16 protein-coding genes and 2 pseudogenes are annotated in these 23,549 nt (G+C 70.4%); 11 read left to right on the forward strand and 7 right to left on the reverse strand.

Translation table 11 applies throughout. The features are described from left to right. Positions 1-70: 70 nt before the first annotated feature. Both ACWCRJ_RS01040 and ACWCRJ_RS01045 read left to right on the forward strand, forming a co-directional pair. Entirely contained in the window at positions 71-778 is a 708-nt protein-coding gene (locus ACWCRJ_RS01040) for a hypothetical protein (protein WP_450937272.1), read from the forward strand. Further along, a complete protein-coding gene (locus ACWCRJ_RS01045; RefSeq protein ID WP_450937273.1) occupies positions 775-963 on the forward strand; it encodes a hypothetical protein in 189 nt (62 codons plus the stop codon). Before ACWCRJ_RS01040 ends, ACWCRJ_RS01045 begins: the two co-directional genes overlap by 4 nt. A gap of 17 nt (positions 964-980) precedes the next feature. On the opposite strand, the gene ACWCRJ_RS01050 is transcribed toward ACWCRJ_RS01045, so the two are convergent. From ACWCRJ_RS01050 to aspS, 4 genes are all read right to left on the reverse strand, one after another. After that, a complete protein-coding gene (locus ACWCRJ_RS01050; RefSeq protein WP_450937274.1) occupies positions 981-1,613 on the reverse strand; it encodes a GOLPH3/VPS74 family protein in 633 nt (210 codons plus the stop codon). A gap of 2 nt (positions 1,614-1,615) precedes the next feature. After that, the gene (locus ACWCRJ_RS01055) at positions 1,616-2,155 is read right to left on the reverse strand and encodes a hypothetical protein (RefSeq protein ID WP_450937275.1); all 540 of its coding nucleotides are present in this window, start codon (positions 2,153-2,155) and stop codon (positions 1,616-1,618) included. 256 nt (positions 2,156-2,411) lie between these two features. Beyond that, positions 2,412-3,419 (reverse strand): intradiol ring-cleavage dioxygenase, encoded by a 1,008-nt coding sequence (locus tag ACWCRJ_RS01060; protein WP_450937585.1) that lies wholly within the window; start codon positions 3,417-3,419, stop codon positions 2,412-2,414. A gap of 377 nt (positions 3,420-3,796) precedes the next feature. After that, a complete protein-coding gene (aspS, locus tag ACWCRJ_RS01065; RefSeq protein WP_450937276.1) occupies positions 3,797-5,560 on the reverse strand; it encodes an aspartate--tRNA ligase in 1,764 nt (587 codons plus the stop codon). A gap of 360 nt (positions 5,561-5,920) precedes the next feature. Between aspS and ACWCRJ_RS01070 the strand changes: the two genes are divergently transcribed. Next, the gene (locus ACWCRJ_RS01070; protein WP_450937277.1) at positions 5,921-8,758 is read left to right on the forward strand and encodes a SpoIIE family protein phosphatase; all 2,838 of its coding nucleotides are present in this window, start codon (positions 5,921-5,923) and stop codon (positions 8,756-8,758) included. A 147-nt stretch (positions 8,759-8,905) separates the two neighbouring features. Continuing rightward, a complete protein-coding gene (locus ACWCRJ_RS01075) occupies positions 8,906-9,841 on the forward strand; it encodes a BRO-N domain-containing protein (RefSeq protein WP_450937278.1) in 936 nt (311 codons plus the stop codon). Between the two features lie 187 nt (positions 9,842-10,028). Here the strand turns inward: ACWCRJ_RS01075 and ACWCRJ_RS01080 are convergent. Further along, a pseudogene (locus ACWCRJ_RS01080) lies at positions 10,029-10,763 on the reverse strand (pirin family protein); the annotation flags it as partial. Between the two features lie 275 nt (positions 10,764-11,038). On the opposite strand from ACWCRJ_RS01080, the gene ACWCRJ_RS01085 reads away from it, so the two are divergent. The 4 genes and pseudogenes from ACWCRJ_RS01085 to ACWCRJ_RS01100 form a co-directional block, all read left to right on the forward strand. After that, on the forward strand, positions 11,039-13,303 hold the full coding sequence (locus ACWCRJ_RS01085) for an ATP-binding protein (RefSeq protein ID WP_450937279.1): 2,265 nt from the start codon (positions 11,039-11,041) through the stop codon (positions 13,301-13,303). Positions 13,304-13,721: 418 nt separating this feature from the next. Further along, positions 13,722-15,533, forward strand: a complete 1,812-nt coding sequence (locus ACWCRJ_RS01090; protein WP_450937280.1) for a LamG domain-containing protein — start codon at positions 13,722-13,724, stop codon at positions 15,531-15,533. Positions 15,534-15,663: 130 nt separating this feature from the next. Next, positions 15,664-16,908, forward strand: a complete 1,245-nt coding sequence (locus ACWCRJ_RS01095) for a hypothetical protein (RefSeq protein ID WP_450937281.1) — start codon at positions 15,664-15,666, stop codon at positions 16,906-16,908. Positions 16,909-17,175: 267 nt separating this feature from the next. After that, positions 17,176-17,735 (forward strand): annotated as a pseudogene (locus ACWCRJ_RS01100) (TatD family hydrolase); the annotation flags it as partial. Between the two features lie 73 nt (positions 17,736-17,808). Here the strand turns inward: ACWCRJ_RS01100 and ACWCRJ_RS01105 are convergent. Together ACWCRJ_RS01105 and ACWCRJ_RS01110 are read right to left on the reverse strand one after the other, a co-directional pair. Next, entirely contained in the window at positions 17,809-18,780 is a 972-nt protein-coding gene (locus ACWCRJ_RS01105; protein WP_450937282.1) for a pirin family protein, read from the reverse strand. A gap of 338 nt (positions 18,781-19,118) precedes the next feature. Next, positions 19,119-19,613 (reverse strand): SseB family protein, encoded by a 495-nt coding sequence (locus ACWCRJ_RS01110; RefSeq protein ID WP_013002174.1) that lies wholly within the window; start codon positions 19,611-19,613, stop codon positions 19,119-19,121. 149 nt (positions 19,614-19,762) lie between these two features. Here ACWCRJ_RS01110 and ACWCRJ_RS01115 point away from each other — a divergent pair, with 149 nt between their 5' ends. The 3 genes from ACWCRJ_RS01115 to ACWCRJ_RS01125 all read left to right on the forward strand — a co-directional run bounded on the left by ACWCRJ_RS01115 (position 19,763) and on the right by ACWCRJ_RS01125 (position 23,464). After that, complete coding sequence (locus tag ACWCRJ_RS01115) at positions 19,763-21,589, forward strand: acyl-CoA dehydrogenase (RefSeq protein WP_450937283.1); 1,827 nt, start codon at positions 19,763-19,765, stop codon at positions 21,587-21,589. Positions 21,590-21,811: 222 nt separating this feature from the next. Next, complete coding sequence (locus tag ACWCRJ_RS01120) at positions 21,812-23,110, forward strand: M18 family aminopeptidase (protein ID WP_450937284.1); 1,299 nt, start codon at positions 21,812-21,814, stop codon at positions 23,108-23,110. A gap of 120 nt (positions 23,111-23,230) precedes the next feature. After that, positions 23,231-23,464 (forward strand): DUF6458 family protein, encoded by a 234-nt coding sequence (locus tag ACWCRJ_RS01125; RefSeq protein WP_450937285.1) that lies wholly within the window; start codon positions 23,231-23,233, stop codon positions 23,462-23,464. The last annotated feature ends 85 nt before the right edge of the window (positions 23,465-23,549 follow it).

The raw sequence follows: 23,549 nt of genomic DNA on the forward strand, positions 1-23,549 counted from the left end.
GGGGCCGTGATAATCCCTCCATGGCCCCACGCCCGCCGCTCCCGCACCCCACCGCCTTCGAGGCGCACCCGTGACCGACCTCCCCGACCAGCTCCGCCGCCTCCTCGACGACGTGCTGGAAACCGGTGTCCCGTACGCCCTCGCCCTCACCGGCGATCACGCGGCGCAGGCACACGGACTGGTCGAGGCGCGGCCGCCCGGCCGGGACCTGGAGGTGGCGACGGAGCACGCGGCCCCGATGGAGCAGATCGCCGCCGCGGTCCGGGTGGGCCTGGCCGAGCGCGGCTGGCTGGTGCACGCGGTGGAGACCACCCCGCTCTCCGCCCGCCTCCTCGTCACCGATCCCGTCACGGCCGAGGAACGCACCCTCGACCTGCTCAAGGAGACCCTCTGGCATCCGCCGGTCCGGACACCGTGGGGCCCGACGCTCTCCCTGGAGGACGTGGTCGGCACCAAGGTCCGGGCCGTGGCCGACCGGGGCACCGCCCGCGACCTGATCGCCGTGCACGCGGCCACCGCCCACTGGACCGTCGCCGAACTGGAGGAGCTTGCCCGCCGCCAGACCTCCGCCACGTCCACCACCTTCGACCTCACCGACCTCCAGTCACGCCTGGAGGGCACCGAGTGGCTCGACGACCGGGAATTCACTCGCCACGGCCTGGACGCCGAGGCCATCCTGGGTCTGCGCCGCTGGGCCCAGACCTGGGCCGACGACATCGCCGAACGCCTCCTGGAAGAGGAGGCCCTGGCATCCCCGCCGGAGGAGGACCCCGAGTGAGCAGACGCCGTTACGTCGCCCGGGGCGTCCCCGGCGGCTACCGCGTCTACGACAACCGCCGCCGGGGCTGGTGGGGCGACCTCTACGAACTCTGCCCCGACGACCTCCTGACCGAGCTGAACGGCGGGAAGGACCCGCGGCGGCTGGGCGCGCTGATGAAGCGGTACCGGGCCGAGCGGCGGTAGCCGCCCCCGCCCCGGTGTCACGTCACCGTCAGGATCACCACCGTCGTCACCATCGCCGCCGCCGCGAGCGCCGCCGCGGCGGCCGCCGCGGTCTCGGCCATGCGGCGCAGCGCGGGATCGGCCCAGTGCCGTCCGGCGACCTCGGCCATCCGCCGCCTCGCGGGGGACTTCTCGGTGCCGGCGTCCGGGAAGGCGAGGGGGTGCAGGTCGCCGTGGTGGAGGAGGCTGATCAGGGCGGCGGTGCGGGGGTCCGGCTCGGCACCCTCCAGGACCACCCGGGCCAGACGCCCGCGCAGCGCGGCCTCCACCGTGCCGTCGGCCTCCGGGTAGCGCGTCGTCCGGAAGACGAGCAGGACACGGCGCTTCTCCTCCCGGATCAGGCCCTTGTCCAGCACGCCCCGCAGCGCGGTCTCGTACTCCTTCGCGCTGTGCTCGTGGATCCACTTCCCGATGTCCTCGGGGAACTCCGCGTCCGCCGCGTCGTCGGACAGGGCCCGCTCCAGCAGGGCGGCCGTCGCGATCGCGTAGGGCGTCCGCAGGGGGAGCCGGGCCTCACCGGAGGAGTCGTCGAGGGAGAGAAGGAGGATCTCCTCCCCGAGAGTCGTGGTGGCGGGGACGGAGGCGGACGTGGACGCGGTCGACGTGGTCATGATCAGTACGACGTCGGAGGGAGGCCTCCAGTTGCGAACAGGCGGGTGGATGCCCCCGCCGCCGGGTCCACCCTGTCCCGCGCACCCCGCTGGGGCAGCCCGCTCCGGCCGACCGGGTCGAGCGGCCTGCTGATCGCGCTCCGGACCGTCGACGGTTCCTCGGCCCGGCCATCGGCCCCCGGCACCGTGTCCATGCCCAGCGCCGCGCGGGCCGCCCCCACATGGCGCAGCCCCTCGACCGCCGTGCGCGACACCCTCGCGTACTCGTCGGGCGTGCGGGCCCGGGCCAGCTGGGCGCGGGCGGTGCGCAGGCTCTCGGTCGCCTCGGTCAGGGACTCCCCGGCGGCGCCGCCCGCCCCGGCCTGCGCGCGTACGTCGATACCGGCCAGGCTGCCGCCCAGCCGTACGACCCAGCGGTTGGCGTCCGCCTCCGCGTCCAGGTCGGACGACGCACCGGGGTCGTCCACGGACCGCCGCCGCGCGACGATCGCGACCACCGCCCCGACGATCAGCAACACCGCCACCAGCACTGCCAGCTTCATGGCCTCCTCCAGCTCCGACGTTTCGTCCCGTACGGCCACTTCGTTCCGTACGGCTGGTACGCCCCCGTACGCTTCGTACGGGTTCCCTCACCCTGTACGTCCCATCACACCCCTTCCCGCTGTGCTCATCCGTCGAGAAACCTGTGCGTCCGCTGATGAGTCCCCCTGCGGGTACCCGGCCCGGCCCGAGCGCACGCCGAAGGCCCGGAACCCTCGGGAGGGGTTCCGGGCCTGCCGTACGCCGGTTCGGCCGGGGTCAGCCCGCCGAGGCGGACTCCGACGCGGTGGCCGAGGCGCCCGGCTGGACGGAGTCGCCCGTGCCGGTGTGCGTGGCCTCCGGGTCGACACCGACCGTGATGGAGCCGACGACCCCGCGGGCGATGTCGTTCTTCTTCCTGTACTTCAGCTTGAGCAGACCGCCCTGGACGCCGCTGCCGTCGTAGATCGTGTCGTCGTCGAGGGTCGTGCGCTCGGTCGTGGAGGTCGAGTACGGCTCGACCTCGGCGGAGTCGAGCACGGCCTCCTCGTCGAAGAAGAACTGGCCGGTGTGGCAGGTGGTGCCGCCCTCGTAACCGGCGTCCGTCCACTCGCCGTCGACGTGCACCTTCGTGTGGATGTGCACACAGCGGCCCCGGTACCAGCCCGGGAAGATCGTCTCGAAGGTGACGAGGCCCTGCTTGTCGGTCTTCCAGGTGCCGCGCAGATAGCGGGTGTCGCTGGTGGGCTCCTCGTGGACGCCCCCGCCACCGCCGCCACCGGCCGGCGGCTCACCGGTCGGCACGTTGGTGGGGGTGCCCGAGGGGGCGTCGGTGGGCGGAGTGCCGCCGCCGCCCTCGGAGAAGCTCTCGTAGCCCGAGTAGAGACCGAGCGCGTCGCAGTGCCAGATGTCGACGGCCGCGTTGCGGAGCGGCTTGCAGGTCTCGGCGTCGATCACCTTGAGGCGGAGAGTGAGGGGGATGCCCTCCTTGTCCTCCGTGATGTCCTGGCGGAGCTTGTCCGCGTCGATGTAGTACGGGCCTTCGGTGGTCTCCGAGGTCAGCTTGTAGCAGTCCTCGCCGGCGCTCGCGCTCGCGGCGGCGAGGGGCTTACCGCTTCCGCTTGCCTTGCCGCCGTTCGTGCCCGCGCTCGCGGTGGCGACGACCGCCCCGCCCACACCCACGGCGGCCACGGCGCCCGCCCCCGCCACGACGACCTTGCGGCGCGTCAGATCCCGCTTGTGCTTCGGCCCGTGGGCCTTCTCGTCTCCGGTCTGGTTTCCCGTCATGGCCAGGAAATTAGGGAGGCCGCCTGTCAACGCCATGAGAAAGGACTGTGCTTTTGCCTCGCATTCCCGCGCGGATTCCCCACAAAAGGAAAGAGGCCCGAAACGGCCGTCTGTTTCCGGCTCCCTTTTCGGCGGAGGTCCCGGTGAGGCTTGTCTTCGGCCCCGAGCGGCACACTCCCGAGCGGGCACTTCTCCGGCCCCGCCCCGGGCGGCTGCCACCAGGAGCCGACGGACGACACCCGCTGTCCGCGCGACAACTGACGCACACCCACGCGCCGGGAAAGGCTCCTTCTTCCCGCGTCGCGCATGCGAAAGGGGCCTGAAATCGGCGAACGATTTCAGGCCCCTTCACGGAAAGGCCGGCGAAAAGGCTTGCCTTACTTCGGCTGGGGCTTGCGCACCGACAGGTGCAGCTCGCGCAGCCGCGCCTCCTCCAGCTCCGTCGGCGCGCCCATCATCAGGTCCTGGGCGTTGCCGTTGAGCGGGAAGGCGATGGTCTCGCGGATGTTGGGCTCGTCCGCGAGGAGCATGACGATGCGGTCGACGCCCGGCGCGATGCCACCGTGCGGCGGCGCGCCGAAGCGGAACGCGCGCAGCATGCCCGCGAACTGCTCCTCGACGGTGTCACGGTCGTAGCCCGCGATCTCGAAGGCCTTGAGCATGATCTCGGGCTCGTGGTTCCGGATCGCGCCGGAGGACAGCTCGACGCCGTTGCAGACGATGTCGTACTGCCAGCCGAGGATGTCCAGCGGGTCCTGGGTCTCCAGGGCCTCCAGGCCTCCCTGCGGCATGGAGAAGGGGTTGTGCGAGAAGTCGATCTTCCCGGTCTCCTCGTCCTTCTCGTACATCGGGAAGTCGACGATCCAGCAGAACCGGAAGACGCCCTCCTCGAAGTGCCCGGCGCGCTTGGCGGCCTCGACCCGCACCGCGCCCATGATCTTCGAGACTTCCTCGAACTCGCCCGCGCCGAAGAACACGGCGTGACCGGCGGCCAGGGAGAGCCGCTTCGTCAGCTCGGCGACGTTCTCCTCGGTGAGGAACTTGGCGATCGGGCCGGACAGCGAACCGTCCTCGGCCACGCGCACCCAGGCCAGACCCTTCGCGCCCTGCTCGATCGCGTACTCGCCGAGCTGGTCGAAGAACTTGCGCGGCTGGGCCGAGACGTCCGGCACCGCGAGCGCGCGCACGTGCTTGCCGGCGAACGCCTTGAACTCCGAGCCCTCGAAGACGTCGGTGATGTCCACCAGCTCCAGCTGGGCCCGCAGGTCCGGCTTGTCGGAGCCGTACTTCAGCATCGCCTCGCGGAACGGGATGCGCGGGAAGGGCGAGGTGACGTGCCGGCCCTTGCCGAACTCCTCGAACAGCTCGGTCATGAGCTTCTCGATGGGCTGGAACACGTCCTCCTGCTCGACGAAGGACATCTCCACGTCGAGCTGGTAGAACTCGCCCGGCGAACGGTCCGCGCGCGCGTCCTCGTCACGGAAGCAGGGCGCGATCTGGAAGTACCGGTCGAAGCCCGAGATCATCAGCAGCTGCTTGAACTGCTGCGGGGCCTGGGGGAGCGCGTAGAACTTGCCCGGGTTGAGGCGCGACGGCACGACGAAGTCGCGGGCGCCCTCGGGGGAGGTGGCGGACAGGATCGGGGTCGCCATCTCGTTGAAGCCGAGGGCCGTCATCTTGTGACGGATGGCGCTGATCACGGCCGTACGCAGCATGATGTTGCGGTGCATGCGCTCGCGGCGCAGGTCGAGGAAGCGGTACTCCAGGCGCCGCTCCTCGTTGACCCCGTCCTCGGCGTTGATCGTGAAGGGGAGCGGGGCGGCAGCGCCGAGCAGCTCGACCTCCCCGACCTCGACCTCGATCTCACCGGTGGGCAGGTCCGGGTTGACGTTCTCGGTGCCTCGCGAGACGACCTTGCCGTCGACGCGGACGGTCGACTCCTTGGAGATCTTGTCCAGCGCCTCGTACGCCGGAGTGCCCGGACGGGCCACCAGCTGCGTGATGCCGTAGTGATCGCGGAGATCGATGAAGAGGATGCCGCCCAGGTCGCGCCGATTGTGCAGCCAGCCGCTCAGCCGGACGTCGGTGCCGACGTCAGAGGCGCGGAGCTCGCCGCAGGTGTGGGACCTGTACCGATGCATCGTCGTTCATCCAGCCTTCGCTGATCGGGGATCTGGGTGGTGCCTCACGGCCGGTGTCTCACGGCCGATGTTTCACGTGAAACAAACCCAAGGGTACCGGGCACCCCGAGATCACCTCCCCACCATTTGTGAGCGGCGGGCATCGTGGAGCAGGCTTCCTGTCTCCGCGACGGCCGCCCCGCTGACCGGATACGCACGGTCATAGCCATGGGCAGGACCGTAAGCGGTTACTGTCGCTAGCGTCGATTGCCGTCACCTCCGTCACCGCCGGTCGTGGTCGCTTGCCGTGCCCCCGGTCCCGATCGGAGCCCGGCGCAGCGCCGGTGGCACGGTCCGATCAGCTGTTCTTAGAGTGGGTCAATGCGCACTGGTGAGCCCCCGCCCACTGTGGGGGACGTCCTGTCCGCCCTCGCGACGGGACTGTGGACCTGGGACAGCGCTGCCGAAACCGTCACGGTGGACGCCGAGGCCGCCCGTCTTCTGGGGCTGCCCGCGGAGCCGACGACCCTCACCCAGGCCGGGGCGCGAGCACGTCTGCACCCCGTCGACTGGAACGAGATCGTGTCGGTCGTGCAGCTCGCCGTCGCCGAGGACACCCTCGCCGAGGTGCGAATAAGGATCATGGACGAACGCGGCCGGGTGGTCCGCACGGTCCGCAGCCGTTCCAAGCCGACCTTCGACCCGGTGCGCAAGTCCTTCGAGCTGATCGGCACCCTCCAGGAGGTCACCGAGCCCTCGCCCGCGACCGCCGCCCGCGCCCCGTCCGTCACCGGCGACTGGCGGCGCTCGCGCGAGGCGTTCCTGCTGGACGCGGGCCGGGCGCTGGCCGAGGCACGGTCCACGGAGGAGGTGTTGCGGGTCGCCGCGGGCCTGGCGATGCCGGGCTTCTCCCCGGACGGGCTCGCCGTGTTCGGGGTGGAGGCCGACCGCCTCACCGTCATCGGGCACCACGGGCACAGCCAGGGCGACGAGGGCCCCTTCACCCATATGCCGCTGGAGACGGACTACCCGGCGGCCGAGGTGGTCCGCACCGGCCGCGCCGTCTACCTCTCCTCCCCCGAGGACTACAAGGCGCGCTACCCCACGGCCTGGCCGCTCGCCGAACAGTTCGCCCGGCAGTCGTGGGCGTTCCTGCCGCTGACCGTCGCCGGGCGCACGATGGGCGCGTGGATGGCGGGCTTCACCCACCCCGTCACCTTCACCCCCGATGAGCGCTCGGTGCTGACCACCGTCGCCCGCATGCTCGCCCAGGCGCTCTCCCGCGCCGGCGCCGCCGAGACCGAACGCGAGCTGACCGACGGCCTCCAGCGCACGATGCTCCCCACGCTGGGCCCGGAGATACCCGGGATGAGCGTCGCCGCGCGGTACGTCCCCACCGGCGGCGGACTCCAGGTCGGCGGCGACTGGTACGACATGATCGCCCTGCCGAACGGCCGCTTCGCCCTGGTCATCGGCGACGTCCAGGGCCACGACGTGCGCGCCGCCGGGCTCATGGGCCAGCTCCGCATCGCCCTGCGCGCCTACGCCTCCGAGGGGCACCCCCCGGACGCCGTCCTCTCCCGCGCCTCCCGCTTCCTGTACGGCGTCACCAACGACTCCGCCGCCCACTTCGCCGACCTGCGCTTCGCGACCTGCCTCTACGTCGAGGTCGACCCGGTCTCCGGCGTGCTCGACATCGCCCGCGCCGGGCACCCCGACCCGGTGGTCCGCATGGCCGACGGCACGGTCCTGGTCCGCCCGACCCCGGGCGGCCTCCCCCTGGGCATCGACCCCGACGCCGACTACCCCACGACCCGCCTCGTCCTCGAACCCGGCGAGACGATGCTCCTCTGCACCGACGGCCTCATCGAAACAGGCGGCCACGACCTCGACACGGGCTGGCGCCGCATCCGCACGATCCTGGAATCCTTCGACACGGTGTACCCCGGGGACGAGGACGAGAGTGCGGGGGCTTCGGGGGAGGGGCGGCCGGGGGCCGGGGGCTTGAGAGCCAGGGAGTTAACCGTCGGTGGTTCGGAGGGTGCCGGCTCGGAGGCCCACGCACCGACTCCCGACGAGCCGAAGACCGACGGGTTGGTCGGTTCCGGGGCGGAGGGTTCCAGGGCGGAGGGTTCCAGGGCGGAGGGTTCCGGGGCGAAGGGTTCCGGGGCGAAGGGTTCCGGGGCGAAGGGTTCCGGGGCGGAGGCCGCCGCACTCACCGTCGACGAGTCGAAGGCCGACCGGCCGACCGCCGACAGGCCGAACGCGAGTGGGCCGCAGGGCCCGACGGCCGAGGCCGGCGCGCTGACTGCCGACAGGCCGAAGGCCGACGGGCTGGCAGGCTCCGGGTCACACGCTGACGCACCGGCTGCCGACGGATCCAAGACCCACCGGCCGACCGCCGACAGGCCGAAGGCCAGCGGGCCGGAAGGCGCCGGGTCAGGGGTCGGCGCGCTGACCGCCGACGGATCGAAGGCCCACCCACCGGCAGCCGACCGGCCGACCGGCGGCGAACCGGCGCTCCCCGGCCGGTCAGGCGCCACCGGCGGCTCGCGGCCCGCGCCCACCCCCACACCCACCCGCCCCGACGCGACCGCGACCGCCCTCCCCCGTCCACAGCCGGCCGGCCTGGCGCCGGGGCGGCTGGAGGCGCTGGCCGACGCGCTCGTGCAGGGAGTGCACGGGCCCTCCTCGCATCACACGCCCGGCCCGCTCGCCGACCGGCGGGAGGACGACATAGCGATGCTGCTGCTGTGCCGGGAGAGCGAGGTACGCGACCGGGGCGCCGGCACCGCCGTACGGCGCACCGCCCTCACCGTCGCCCAGGCGGAGCCCGAACGTATCGCCGGCGCCCGCCAACAGGTGCGCGAACTGCTCCACGACTGGAACTGCCGCGACCAGGTCGACTCCGCGGTCCTCCTCGTCTCCGAGACGCTCACCAACGTCCTCGTCCACACGGACGCCGACGCGCTCCTCGTCGCCGAGATGACCGGCGACGGCGGCAAGCGCCGGATGCGTATCGAGGTCACCGACGCCAGCGACGACCTCCCCCACAAGCGCCACCCCGGCGAACTCGCCTCCTCCGGCCGCGGCCTCGTCCTCATGGACGTGCTCGCGGACGCCTGGGGCGTGGACCCTCGCGGCGACGGCAAGAGCATCTGGTTCGAGCTGAACGAAGCGGCACCACCGGACGGCTCGAACGGAGGACCGGTCAACTAGCCACGGAGGCGGCGAGAAGGCGAAGCCGTACCCCACGCCGCCTTCACAGCAGAATCGATGCCTCTGCCCCCTATCGGGTGAACATCCTTGCTACGGACACGGGTCGTACCCCCGCCTGCCTAGCTTCCGAGGCGGAGGTGATGCTCGATGGACGAGCAGAAAAACACGAACACGCCGCAGGCGGAACCGACGGCACACCAGGACGCGATCGACATCAACGACTTCGTGTTCGCGGCGACCGGAGCGCGAGTCCGCAGACTCACACTGCCGGACGGGACGTACTGGTTCCCGGCGGTGGACGTGGCGGGAAACCTCGGCTACGCCAACACCCGAGACGCCGTGCACAACATGGTCTCGCGACAGCATGTGACTACCCTCGGCGATATTGCGCGAAGCGTCGACCAGAGCGACGCAAGGCGCAACATGGCAGGTCACAGGCTGCGCAGGACCATGAAGATGGTGAACCTGCAAGGCCTCGTCCAACTTGTCAACGGGTGCACGAAGCCGGAGTCGCAACCCTTCAAGGCCTGGGTCTGCGAAGTCATCGCCACCATCCAGCGCGACGGCTCCTACGCCCTCGCCCCGGCCCCCGTACAACCCGCCCCCACCGGTGGTACCGCCTACGCCATGCCCCAGCCGGTCGTGGACGCGCTCGTCCGGCTCGAAGAGCGCAACATCCGGGCGGACGAGATGCTGACGGCGTTCCAGGAGGAGCGGAACGACCTGTTGCACCGGATCGACCGCAGCCAGAGCATCATGGCCGACGCCCTACAGGACATCGCCGCGACCCTCAGGCACCGCTACGACCACACCGCCCCGGAGCCGGAGTTGACCGCCCAGGACCTCGTCGCCACGTGGAAGGCGAAGAACCTCGTGGTCACCGAGGACGTCCACGCGGTCGCGGCCTACCTCGCCCCGGCGCTGGTGCGCGGCGAGGCCCGCTACCGCATGGAGGAGATCTCCACCCGTACGGGGCTGTCCCAGGAGCGCGTCAACGACAGCCTCAGGATGCTCGTCAAGCGGGGATGCGTCCGGCAGACGGGTTGCACTCCGACCGGCGCACCGGTCTACGTCCTGCCGTAGAAACGCGCGGCCCTGACACGGACCCGGCAGCATCCCGGCAACAGACAGGCCCGAAGCCGCAAAACGAAGTTGCGGCTTCGGGCCTTGTCGTACAGTACCGGGTTTTACCCACCCACCGCCGCCGAACACCTCGACGCACCCGGGGACGACAGGCGCACCGAACATCCGGCGAACGGACCGCGCGGGCCTACAGCCCCTCGGGGGTCATCCCGTGAACCGCCGGGATCGTGCCCAGCCGCCCCTTTTGGAAGTCCTCGACCGCCTGCTGCAGCTCGTCGCGGGTGTTCATGACGAACGGGCCGTAGTGGGCCATGGGCTCCCGGATCGGCTGTCCGCCGAGGAGGACGATCTCCAGGTCGGGAGCGCTGGAGTCCTGCTGCTCGTCCGCGCGGAAGGTGATCGAGGAGCCCGCGCCGAAGACGGCCGTCTGGCCGAGGTGGATCGGGCGCCGGTCCGCACCCACGCTGCCGCGCCCGGCGAGGACGTACGCGAGAGCGTTGAAGTCCTCACGCCACGGCAGGGTGATCTCCGCGCCCGGCGCGACCGTCGCGTGGAGCAGCGTGATCGGGGTGTGGGTGATGCCCGGCCCCTCGTGACCGTCCAGCTCACCGGCGATGACGCGCAGGAGCGCGCCGCCGTCGGGGGTGGTGAGCAGCTGGACCTGGCCGCCGCGGATGTCCTGGTACCTCGGGGCCATCATCTTGTCCCTGGCCGGCAGGTTCACCCACAGCTGGATGCCGTGGAAGAGACCGCCGGACATGACGAGGGACTCCGGCGGCGCCTCGATGTGGAGGAGGCCCGAGCCGGCCGTCAATTACTGGGTGTCACCGTTGGTGATGGTGCCGCCACCGCCCTGGCTGTCCTGGTGGTCGAAGATCCCGTCGATGATGTAGGTGACGGTCTCGAAACCGCGGTGCGGGTGCGGGGCCGTAGGGGGTGCGTCTCAGTTGCGGGGCGCGGCGGAGACCCAGATGGTGAGCACGGTGTGACCGTCATAGACCGCGCCAGGTGACACAGGGCGTCGCTACGCTGAGCACGGATGCCTGTTTCACCCACCTTTGGGCGGGTTTGGAGCGCGAAGAGCGGCTCGCCGCGATGGTGGCCACGGCAGTCGGCGGATGCCGCGTGCGGGGTCGCCGACCAGCGGGTTTCCTCAGCGTTGAGCACGATACCGGCAGGGTGAAAGGTGAGGGAGACGTGACCGACACGATCTCGGAAGCGGGGAACCTGCCCACGGCCTTCACCAGCTTCGTGGGAAGGCGGCGCGACCTCGGCGAGGTCCGCCGCGTCCTCGGTTCGGCGCGGCTGCTGACGCTCACCGGGGTGGGCGGCGTGGGCAAGACGCGGCTGGCGCTCGAAGCGGCCGCCGCGTCCAGGAGGGCCTTCCCCGACGGAGCGTGGCTGGTCGACCTGGCACCGGTGCGGGACCCGTCGATGGTGGCGAGCGCGGCCGCGACCGCGGTGGGGATCGCGGACCTGGGCGCCCAGCCCGCCCTCGACCAGATCGCCAGGCGTCTGGCCGGGCGCCGGGCACTGATCGTGCTGGACAACTGCGAGCACCTCATCGACGCCTGCGCCGAGCTCGCCGGCACGCTGCTGGCGGCCGGCCCCGAGTTGCACGTACTGGCGACGAGCCGCCAGACACTCGACATCACCGGCGAGCACGTGTTCACCGTGCCGCCCCTGTCGGTGCCGGACGAGGCGGTCGAACTCCTGCGGGACCGCGCCACCGCCGTCCGGCCGGAGTTCCGGATCACCGACGCGAACTGGGACGCGGTCACCCGGCTGTGCGACGGCCTCGACGGGCTGCCGCTGGCCATCGAGCTGGCCGCCTCCCGGCTGCGTACGCTCACCGTCGAACAGGCGGTGGACCGGCTGGAGGACCGTTTCGCGCTGCTCTCCGGCGGCAGCCGGACCGCACGACCCCGGCAGCGCACGCTGCGCGCGCTGATCGACTGGAGTTACGAGCTGTGCTCCCCGGCCGAGCGGCTGCTGTGGAACCGGCTGTCGGTCTTCGCCGGCGGCTTCGCCCTGGACGCGGCCGAGGACGTCTGCGCCGGAGAGGGCATCCCCGCGCAGGAGGTGCTGGACCTCCTCGACCGGCTGGTCGCCCAGTCCGTCGTCCTGCCCACGAAAGCCGAGGACCTGCCGCGCTACCGACTGCTGGAAACCATCCGCCAGTACGGCCGGGAGCGGTTGGCCGAGTCCGGCGAGGAGGAGCGCCTGCTGCGGCGGCACCGCGACTTCCACCTCGCCCTCTCCGAGCGGATCGACGACAACTGGTACGGCCCCGGCCAGGAGGAGGCTCTGGCCCGCCTGCGCGCCGAACACCCCAACCTGCTGACGGCACTCCGCTACGACGACGACCCGCAGGCCACCCTCGCGCTGGCCGCGGCACTGCGCTTCCACTGGTGCGCCGGCGGATTCCTCGGCGAAGGACGGCGGCAGCTCGACCGGGCGCTCGCCGCCGCGCCCGAACCCACCCCCGTCCGCGCCCGGGCGCTGTGCGCCGCGGCCTGGGTGGCACTGCTCCAGGGCGATCACACGGCGGCCGGCCAGTGGCTCGCGGAGGCCGGTGAGCTTTGCGAGCAGCAGGACGACCCGGTGGTGAGCGCGGACGTCATGAACTTCCGCGGCTCGTTGGCGATCTTCCAGGGGCGGCTGGAGGAGGCCGTGTCCCTCTTCGAGGACGCGGTCGCCGCCCACATGGCGGCCGAGGGGGAAGCCTCGGCGGTATTCCCGCTGTTCCAGCTGGCCGCCGCTCGGGTCAGCCTCCGGGACCCGCGTGCGGCGGAGGCCGGCAGCCAGGTGGTCGCTCTGGCGGAGGCCCACGGTGAGCGGTGGGGTCGCGCGCACGCGCTGTGGACGCTGGGCTATGACGCCCTGGAGCGCGGTGACCCGGGGGAGAGCCTGGCGCCGATCCGGGCCGGGCTGGAGATCGAGCGGGGCTTCAACGAACCACTCAGCGCCGCGCTGATGCTGGAGACGCTCGCCTGGGTCACCGCCTCGCTCGGCGAGTACGAGCGGGCGGGACTGCTACTGGGTACCGCGCGCGGACTGTGGCAGGACATCGGCACCAGCATCTCCGCGTTCGGCCCGCAGATGGCCGCGCACCACGCGCGGTGCGCGGAGTCGATCGGACGAGCACTGGGCCCGGCGGCGTACGAGAGGGCACTCGCGCGCGGCGGCGGCCACGACAGCCCCGGCCGGGCCATCGACCACGCTCTTGACACCGGCCCCGAACCGACTGCCCCGGCCACCGCCCCCAGCCCGCTGACCCGCCGGGAGCGCGAGGTGGCCGCGCTGGTGGCCAAGGGCATGAGCAACCGGCAGATCGCCGCCGCCCTCGTCCTCTCCCCGCGCACGGTCGACAGCCACGTCGAGAACATCCGGGCCAAGCTCGGCTTCGGCTCCCGTGCCCAGATCGCGGGCTGGTGGGCGGCGAACCAAGCACCGTCGTAAAGCCCGCATAAGAACTCCGTAAAAACACCTATGGTCCGGGGGTGGGCCCCACCCCGAGCATGAGCTGCATGACGCCACATCGAGGCGGACCGGGCCCACTGGGACGGACTGGTCCGCGTCAGTGTCCCGTGGCGCCAGGACAACAGGGCCCGGGGAGCCGGGCCCTGTCACGGAATCCGCATCCCGACAGCTGTTGAGTCCCGGACCTCGGCGGCGGTCGCTGTCCCCGAACAAACCCGTTCCTGGCCCACCTGGGCGCCCTCCACCGGGAACGCCCGGCACCGCACCGCAGAGCCCTCCCTCGGAATGCCTCGCCGGGCGCCCTCGGGCTGCCTCGCCGCGCTCCTTGGGGATGGTCGCCCGGCGCCCGCTCAGCCGTCGCGCCGGAAAGCCCTCGTACCGCTTCGAAAGGAAAAGCATGCGAAGAAAGAACGTGGCCGGGGGCGTGCCCGCCCCTGCCCGCACCGTGGCCGCGCCGAGTGACGGCCCAGCCGCTCCGACCGCCTTCGGCGGGCTCCGCGCCGGCGGCTCGCTGCGCCGGCGGATGTCCGCCGCTCTGGTCGCCGTGTCCCTCGCGCTGGTCGCCGGTGTGCTGACCACCGCCTCTCCAGCACAGGCCGAGATCACCGACGGCCTGCTGCTGCGCTACAAGCTGGACGAGACGTCCGGCACGGTCGCGCACGACTCCTCGGGCCAGGGCCGTGACGGCACGGTCAACGGCACCGTCGACTGGGACGGCGACGGGATGGCCTTCAACGGCTCCAACACCTACGTCAAGGCGCCGAACAACATCATGGCCGGGCTCAACTCGATCAGCGTCGCCTTCGACGTGTGGATCGACCCGGACATGGGCAAGCCCTACTTCTTCTACGGGCTCGGCAACACCAGCGGCTCCAACGGCAACGGCTACCTGTTCACCACCGGGAACACCTTCCGGACCTCCGTCTCGATGACCGACTACACCGCCAAGCAGGACATCCAGCCGTCGGGCGCCCCCTACCAGCTGGCACGCGGCATGTGGAAGCACGTCACGTACACCCAGACCGGCAACACCGGCATCCTGTACGAGAACGGCGTGGAGAAGGCACGCAAGACCAACGTGACGATCGCCCCGGGTGCGATCGGCGGCGGGACGACCACCGCGAACTACCTCGGCCGGTCGCTGTACTCCAACGACCTGTACTTCAAGGGCCGGATGCGGGACTTCCGCGTCTACAACCGGGCCCTGTCCACGTCCGAGGTGCGTGCCATCGCCACCGGGACGGAACAGCAGTGGGAGCAGCTCCAGGCCCTGGCCTCCTACAACGGCGCGCTCGCGGCGTTCGACGACCCCGTCATCGGACCGGTGCTCACTTTCCCCTCGGACTACACCGGCGACATCGACCACCTGACCACGCCGCCCGACTGGACCAACGAGTTCGGACATGCTCCCACCTCTTGGCCCACCCCCACCACCGCGAAGAGCCCGCTGTTCACGCTCCAGCAGATCACCGACCTCCAGGACGCGGTCACCGCACAGGTGCAGCCCGACGGTGACGCCACCCACGCCCTGAACGTCTACTACGACGGGATGAGCGACCGGGTGGTGGCGGAGACCGACGCCCCGGCATCGGTCACCGATCCACTCGCCACCCAGTACGCGGGCAAACTCGTCATCAAGGGGTACGCCCTCGACAACCCGGCACCTGCCAAATGCACTCCGGAGCAAAGCACCGCGGGCAAGGTGCTGTCGCCGGCCGCCGCGCCGGCGGCCGGTTTCCAGGATGCCGCGACGAGACTGCACTGGCAGCAGGTGCAGGCCCTCGCCGACTACAACTGCGCACTCGGGGCGTTCGACGACCCCGAAGTCGGACCGGTGATCATCTACCCCTCGGACTACACCGGCGGCCTCTACGACATAAAGAAGCCGCCGGGGTGGACCTCGGAGTACGGGGACATCCCGGCCGACTGGCCCGCCCCCAGGGCCGGGTTGAGCCAGCAGTTCACGCTCGCCAAGGTCACCGAGGTCCAGGACGCGGCCGTCCGGCAGGTGTCGGCGGACGGCGACACCACCGCCTACAGCGTGTCCGTCCGCTACGACCCGAAGTACGACCAGGTGGTAGTGACAACCGACGCCCCGGCGTCGGTCACCGATCCGCTGCTCACCGCCTATCCGTACCGGGTCAAGATCGAAACGGTCACCGAACCCACTCCCGCCGACACCGCCGGCTCCGAGGAACTTGCCGGATAGCCGACCATCACGCACCGCTCGCGCCCTCATCGGCGCGAGCCAGAAAGGACAAGCGATGAGAATTCCCCTTCCCGGGGCATTCCGCGGAAACAGACACCGCCGCGGCGGCCGGACGCGTGTGAGATTTCTTGTGCCCGCGCTCGCGGTAGCCATGCTGGCGGGCCTGATCGTCTCCCTCACGACACCACAGCGCGCCTCGGCGGCGGTGGATGACTATAAGCCCGTGACCTACAACATGCAGGGCGGCGGGGGCGCCGGTGGCAGTAAGTGGCAGACCGATGTCATGCAACTCATGAGCGCCGGCTACAACGTGATCGCGCTGCAGGAGGCCGGCCCTCGGCCACCGGCGAGCGCGGGTAATCCGGCATGGGAGTCCGGGTACCTCGGAGGCAACAATCAGTGGAGGGGTTGGCGCGTACAACGGTACAACTGGGACCCGTGGCCGCGGCGCCTCAATCTGCCCTGGTACATCTACTGGCTGAGAACCGATTTCGGGGGCAACCGGGTGAACCTCGCCATTGTGACCGCCCAACCCGCAAACAGGGTGATGGTCGCCCCGCCCGCCTTCTGGGGTAACAACGGGCTTCCGACTTCCCGGCCTGCCCTCGGCCTCCAGATGGGGCCCAACACGGTCTTCTTCAGCGTGCACGCGTTGGCGAGCGGGGGCAACGACGGCCGACAGTTGCTGCAGAACATCGCCACGCAGGCTGGAACCCGCACATGGGCCGCGATGGGCGACTGGAACCGTGAGCCCGCCAATCTCATATCGCGACCCGGTTGGCACAAATACACATCCGGCCGCGCCACCCACATCAGCCCGAGCGGAACCAACCGGGAACTGGACTACATGGTGTCCAACAGTCTGATGGCCGGCTACGGCGGTGTCGGCCGCGGCTTCGGCTCCGACCACCTCGCCGTCTTGTTCGGCCGTCTGGCCGCGAATGCGAGCGTCGAACTGCTCAACGCCCACGACCGCAACGCCAATCTGACCACCGCCAACACACTCAGCGGTACCGCAGTAATCACCGGACGACGCGGCACGAACAGCACCTGGAAATTCAGACCCAGGGGAGGCGGCCTGTACCAAATCGTCCAGAAGTCGTCGAACAAGTGCATGTCGGACGGCGGAAACAAAATGATATTGTGGGATTGCGACGACGGTATCGACCAGAAATTCGACATCGACTACTGGCGTGACACCGGCCAGCTCAAGATCAAGCCGGCGGGAGAGTCGGGTACGTGCCTCGGAGACGACACCCACGACGGATTCTTCACCGAGGTCCTCCCCACCATGAACTGCGGGAAGGGTGAGGCCCGGTTCAACTTCAGATTCGACTACGATCCCGGACCGAACGCGCCACTCGTAGTGTTCTAGAGCCGTAGCAAGCAACGTTTGCCCTGTTGTGATGTGACGCGCCGTCCCGGTGCTGTACCGGGCGGCGCGTTGCCGTCACCTTCCGGATGGTGCCCGTCACCGACCTGCTTCCCGAAAGCTACATCTGGGCGGACCACCAGTTCGACGCCGAGGAGAGCGCACCACTCAGCACGAGCTGGCGCCCCAAGCCATTACAGGGCAAACACTGCCTGCTACGGCACTGGCTCCACCGACCGGGCAGGCGTGCCCCTTTCGTAGGATCGGGGCATGCCTGCCAAGTCCGAAGCCGTCGAAGCCCCGCCGCTGCCCGAACCCCTACGGGTACCGGTCGCCGACTCCCACACCCACCTCGACATGCAGTCCGGCACCGTCGCGGAAGGCCTCGCCAAGGCCGCGTCGGTCGGGGTGACGACAGTCGTCCAGGTCGGCTGCGACCTCAAGGGCTCCCGCTGGGCGGCCGATACGGCGGCCACGTACGAGAGCGTCCACGCGACCGTCGCCCTGCACTCGAACGAAGCCCCCGCATCGTCCACGGCGACCCCGACGGCTGGTCCCGGCAGGGCGCGCGCGTACCCGGCGGAGACGCGGCCCTCGACGAGGCGCTCGCGGAGATCGACCGACTGGCCGGGCTTCCGCAGTTCAGGGGCGCCAGCGAGACGGGACTCGACTACTTCCGTACCGGGCCCGAGGGCAAGGCGGCCCAGGAGCGGTCCTTCCGGGCCCACATCGAGATGGCCAAGCGGCACGGCAAGGCGCTGGTCATCCACGACCGGGACGCGCACGCCGACGTCCTGAGGGTGCTGAAGGAGGAGGGCGCTCCGGACCAAGAAGGCGGCTTCGAGCGCGGACGAGCCTCACCCCTTTCCGGGTGGACTCGTCCACATGCGGCCGTAGTGAGCCCTACAGTCCGCCCTCGGACATGCCGTGCACTGCCGGGATCGTTCCCAGCCGCCCCTTCTGGAAGTCCTCGAACGCCTGCTGCAGCTCGTCCTTGGTGTTCATGACGAACGGGCCGTAGTGCGCCATCGGCTCACGGATCGGCTGTCCGCCCAGCAGCACGACCTCCAGGTCCGGCGTGTTCGCGTCCTGCTTCTCGTCCGCGCGGACCGTCAGCGAGGAGCCCGCGCCGAAGACCGCGGTCTGCCCCAGATGGATCGGGCGGCGCTCCGCGCCGACCGCGCCCTTGCCCGCGAGGACGTACGCCAGGCCGTTGAAGTCCTCCCGCCACGGAAGAGTGAGCTCCGCTCCGGGCGCGAGGGTCGCGTGGACCATGGTGATCGGGGTGTGAGTGATGCCGGGCCCCGCGTGCCCGTCCAGCTCGCCGGCGATGACCCGCAGCAGCGCGCCGCCGTCGGGGGTGGTGAGCAGCTGCACGTGCCCGCCGCGGATGTCCTGGTAGCGCGGCGCCATCATCTTGTCCCTGGCCGGCAGGTTCACCCACAGCTGCAGGCCGTGGAAGAGACCGCCGGACATGACGAGGGACTCCGGCGGCGCCTCGATGTGGAGGAGGCCCGAGCCGGCCGTCATCCACTGGGTGTCGCCGTTGGTGATGGTGCCGCCGCCGCCCTGGCTGTCCTGGTGGTCGAAGATCCCGTCGATGATGTAGGTGACGGTCTCGAAGCCGCGGTGCGGGTGCCAGGGGGTGCCCTTCGGCTCTCCCGGCGCGTAGTCCACCTCGCCCATCTGGTCCATCATGATGAACGGGTCGAGGTGGCGGTAGTTGATCCCTGCGAACGCACGGCGGACCGGGAAACCCTCGCCCTCGAAACCACTGGGCGCGGTCGTCACGGTGAGCACCGGGCGGGCCACCGCGTCGGCCGGTGCGGCCACACGGGGCAGGGTCAGCGGGTTCTCGACGGTCACTGCGGGCATGTCGGTACCTCCTTGTGCGCTCACTTTAGTTGATTGTTGAACTTTCTGCCAGCCCTAACAGCGCACAGCCCGCATCTCATTCCCTCACGGCCCGGACAGCAGAACGCCGCCGGCCACAGGACCAGCGGCGAGGTGACCATCAAGGCCACCGGCGAACAGTAGGGGACCCACGGGACCGGAAGAAACGATTCAACGGGCGCAGCCCCGCCAGGAGGCGCAGCCCCGCTTGGGGCGCGGGGAACTGCGCGAGCAACCACAGACCACCCGCACCCCGCAACGATCCGCAACCCACCACCCCGAACCCGAACCCGCCCCAACCAGCGGAGCCACTCGCGGAGCTACCCGTACATCCGCCGCATCGCGAACTCCACCATCTGCTCCACGGCCTTCGCGTCGAACACCATCCGGTGCTCCCCCTCCATGTCGAGGACGAAGCCGTACCCGGTCGGCAGCAGGTCGATCACCTCCGCACCGGTGATCACGAAGTACTTGGACTCCTTGCCGGCGTACCGGCGCAGCTCCTTGAGCGAGGTGAACATCGGGATCACCGGCTGCTGGGTGTTGTGCAGCGCGAGGAACCCGGGGTTGTCGCCGCGCGGGCAGTACACCTTGGAGGTCGCGAAGACCTGCTGGAAGTCCTCCGCGGCCAGCTGGCCGGTGGTGAAGGCGCGGACCGCGTCCGCGAGGGAGGGCGGGGACGGCTCCGGGTACAGCGGTGGCTGCTGCCCGTACCCGCCCCCCATCTGGCCGCCGGGCATCTGCCCGGGCATCTGCTGCTGCGGCGGCGGGGCGTACTGCTGCTGGGAACCGGCGCTCTGGTCGTAGCCGTACATGCGGCAAAGCGTAACGAGTCACAGATGGACGGCTCGGGGTTGCTTCTTATTACCGATGGGTAGCATCATCGACATAGAAGCTACTTGTTGGTATGTGAACTAGCGCGAGGAGCCAGTGCCTCGCCGATCTCTCTTACGGAGCCGTCGCCATGGGGCACTACAAGTCGAATCTCCGCGACATCGAGTTCAACCTCTTCGAGGTGCTCGGGCGCGACAAGCTGTACGGCACCGGTCCGTTCGCGGAGATGGACACGGACACCGCGAAGAGCATCCTGGAGGAGCTGGCCCGGCTCGCGGAGAACGAGCTGGCGGAGTCCTTCACGGACGCCGACCGCAACCCGCCGGTCTTCGACCCGGAGACGAACACCGCGCCGGTACCGGCCTCCTTCAAGAAGAGCTACAAGGCCTTCATGGACTCCGAGTACTGGCGGCTCGGCCTGCCCGAGGAGATCGGCGGCACCACCTCGCCCCGCTCCCTGATCTGGGCCTTCGCCGAGCTGATCCTGGGCGCCAACCCGGCCGTCTGGATGTACTCCTCGGGCCCCGCGTTCGCCGGCATCCTCTTCGAGGAGGGCAACGAGGTCCAGAAGCACATCGCCAAGGTCGCCGTGGAGAAGCAGTGGGGCTCCACGATGGTCCTCACCGAGCCCGACGCGGGCTCCGACGTCGGCGCCGGACGCACCAAGGCGGTCCAGCAGGAGGACGGCTCCTGGCACATCGAGGGCGTGAAGCGCTTCATCACCTCCGGTGAGCACGACATGGAGGAGAACATCCTCCACTACGTCCTCGCGCGCCCCGAGGGCCACGGCCCCGGCACCAAGGGCCTGTCCCTCTTCCTCGTCCCGAAGTACCTCTTCGACTTCGAGACCGGCGAGCTGGGCGAGCGCAACGGCGTCTACGCGACGAACGTCGAGCACAAGATGGGCCTCAAGGCCTCCAACACGTGCGAGATGACCTTCGGCGACCGGCACCCGGCCAAGGGCTGGCTGATCGGCGACAAGCACGACGGCATCCGCCAGATGTTCCGCATCATCGAGTTCGCGCGGATGATGGTCGGCACGAAGGCGATCTCGACCCTGTCGACGGGCTACCTCAACGCGCTGGAGTACGCCAAGGAGCGCGTCCAGGGCACCGACCTGGCGAACTTCATGGACAAGAACGCCCCCAAGGTCACCATCACGCACCACCCCGATGTCCGCCGCTCGCTGATGACGCAGAAGGCGTACGCGGAGGGCATGCGCGCCCTCGTCCTCTACACCGCCTCCATCCAGGACGAGATCCAGGTCAAGGAGGCGGCGGGCGAGGACGCCTCCGCTCTGGAGGCCTTCAACGACCTGCTCCTGCCGATCGTCAAGGGCTACGGCTCCGAGAAGGGCTACGAGCAGCTCGCCCAGTCGCTGCAGACCTTCGGCGGCTCCGGCTTCCTGCAGGAGTACCCGATCGAGCAGTACATCCGCGACGCCAAGATCGACACCCTGTACGAGGGCACCACCGCGATCCAGGGCCAGGACTTCTTCTTCCGGAAGATCGTCCGCAACCAGGGCGCCGCGCTGAACACCCTCGCCGAGGAGATCAAGAAGTTCCTGGCGCTCGGCGAGGGCGGCGAGCAGCTGTCCGGCGCCCGTGAGCACCTGGCCAAGGCCGCCGTCGAGCTGGAGGCCATCGTCGGCCTGCTCCTCACCGACCTCGCCGCCACCGAGCAGGACGTCAAGAACATCTACAAGGTGGGCCTCAACACCACCCGCCTGCTCCTCGCCTCCGGTGACGTGGTCGTCGGCTATCTGCTGCTCAAGGGCGCGGCCGTCGCCGCCGAGAAGGTGGAGACGGCCTCCGCCAGGGACAAGGCCTTCTACACCGGCAAGATCGCGGCGGCGAAGTTCTTCGCGGCCGACGTCCTCCCGGGCGTCACCCTCGCCCGCAAGATCGCCGAGGGTGTCGAGCTGGACCTGATGGAGCTGGACGAGGCGGCGTTCTAGGCGGCTCCGGCCGGCCCCACCCGCTGCCGCGTCCCGCCTCACCCCGGACGCGCTCGCGGGTGCGATCGCGGGCGTGTCCCGCCCGTGGCTCCCGGCCGTCCCCGGTCGTGGCGCCGGACGGACCCTGCCCGGCCGTCCGGCGCCCCTCCTTCGCACGCCCACCACGAGGGCCCGCTCCCATCCCCCGGGAGCGGGCCCTCGTACGTCGTTAAGGTGAACCCCATGCGCACACCCCCACGCTTCGACCGCGGCCACACCGACGACCTCATGACCTTCCTGGCGAGCAGCCCGACCCCGTACCACGCGGTCGCGAGCGCCGCGGAGCGGCTGGAGAAGGCCGGCTTCCGGCAGGTCTCGGAGACCGACGCGTGGGACGGCTCGCTGGGCGGGAAGTACGTCCTGCGCGGCGGCGCGATCATCGCCTGGTACGTGCCGGAGGGCGCCGACGCCCACACCCCGTTCCGCATCGTCGGCGCCCACACCGACTCCCCCAACCTCCGGGTCAAACCCCGCCCCGACAGCGGCGCGCACGGCTGGCGCCAGATCGCCGTGGAGGTCTACGGCGGCCCGCTGCTCAACTCGTGGCTCGACCGGGACCTCGGCCTGGCCGGCCGGCTCTCCCTGCGCGACGGCACCACCCGCCTCGTCAATGTCGACAGACCCCTTCTCCGCGTCCCTCAACTGGCCATCCACCTCGACCGCAACGTCACCTCCGACGGCCTGAAGCTCGACAAGCAGCGTCACCTCCAGCCCGTCTGGGGCCTCGGCGACGACGTCCGCGACGGCGACCTGATCGCCTTCCTGGAGGAGGAGGCGGGCATCCCCGCCGACGAGGTCACCGGCTGGGACCTGATGACCCACTCCGTCGAGCCCCCCGCGTACCTGGGCCGCGACAACGACCTGCTCGCCGGTCCCCGCATGGACAACCTCCTCTCCGTGCACGCCGGTACGGCCGCGCTCGTCTCGGTCGCCGGCGCCGCCGACGGCCTCCCGTACATCCCCGTGCTCGCCGCCTTCGACCACGAGGAGAACGGCTCCCAGTCCGACACCGGCGCGGACGGCCCGCTGCTCGGCGGGGTGCTGGAGCGCTCGGTCTTCGCCCGCGGCGGCTCCTACGAGGACCGGGCGCGGGCCTTCGCCGGCACGGTCTGTCTCTCCTCCGACACCGGGCACGCCGTCCACCCCAACTACGCGGAGCGCCACGACCCGACGCACCACCCCCGCGCGGACGCCGGCCCGATCCTGAAGGTCAACGTCAACAACCGCTACGCCACGGACGGTTCGGGGCGCGCCGTCTTCGCCGCCGCCTGCGAGAAGGCCGGTGTGCCGTTCCAGACGTTCGTCTCCAACAACTCCATGCCCTGCGGCACCACCATCGGCCCCATCACAGCCGCCCGCCACGGCATCCGCACCGTCGACATCGGCGTCGCCATCCTCTCGATGCACAGCGTCCGCGAACTGTGCGGCGCGAAGGACCCCTACCTGCTGGCGAACGCGCTGGCGGCCTTCCTGGAGGGCTGACGCCGGGTCAGTCCCCCCACCGCTGTTACTGAGCGGCCTGTCCGGGTACCCGATGTCAACCGGTAGGACCGAACGACCGGAACGACCGGCCGACCCAACCGGACACTGGAGGGAACACTCATGGGCCTGGGCGGGTGCATCATTCTGATCGCCGTGGGGGCCATCCTCACGTTCGCCACCGACTGGGACATGCAGGGGGTCAACCTCGACCTGGTCGGCGTCATCTTCATGATCGTCGGGCTGATCGGTGTCGCCACCTTCAGCAGCATCGCCAGGCGCCGGCGGGTGGTGGTACCGCCCACGACCCCGGTGATCGACGACGACCGGCAGCGGGGCGGCTACCAGGGCTACTAGAACGCCCGGCTCCGTCACGGCTCTCGTCCGTCCCGCCGGCCCCGGCGGCGGCCGGTCCGTCCCGCTCCCCGTGAGCCGGACCGGC

Source organism: Streptomyces sp. NPDC002324 (genome assembly GCF_053593335.1).